Annotated in this window: 1 protein-coding gene; it reads right to left on the bottom strand. The window is 67.6% G+C overall.

Annotation, left to right across the window (positions count from 1 at the left end):
• Positions 1 to 464, bottom strand: a 464-nt coding sequence (locus ACXAID_RS28395) for a DUF222 domain-containing protein (protein ID WP_475025473.1), incomplete at its 3' end; no start/stop codon positions are given.
• Between the last annotated feature and the right edge of the window lie 36 nt (positions 465 to 500).

Raw genomic sequence — 500 nt, forward strand, 5'->3', positions numbered from 1 at the left:
CCGGCCGGATCGAAACTGGCGACCCAGCGGTCCAGCCGGTCACGCAGCTTGGTCTCCGAGAGCCGGTTCCACCGCCCGATCCGGGCCGCCAACGCCGCATCCAGCTCCCCGACGATCTCGTCATCGACGTTGTCGGTCCGCGCGATCACCAGACGCAACACCCGGTAATCGATGTCCCCGGCGGCGAACACCGCAGCCACCCGGGGCAGGCGCTCGAACAACGACACCGCCATCCGCACCTGCGAACCCGCCCGCGAGCGGCTGATGTTCTGCGCAGCCGACACCTCGGCGGCAACCGCCTCGAACACATCGGTGGCCCAGAACTGGGCCTCCTCGTAGTCACGACACCGCTGGGCATACAACCGCGACACCGCACCCAACCGCGCCGCGATCGCCGCCGACTCCGCACGCACCGACGAAGCCATCTCCTCGATACACCCCACCGCCCCATCAGTGTCGAACATGTGTTCGATACTGCCAGAAGGGTCCGACAAGTTCGG

Source organism: Mycobacterium sp. ABE4_509, from assembly GCF_056160785.1.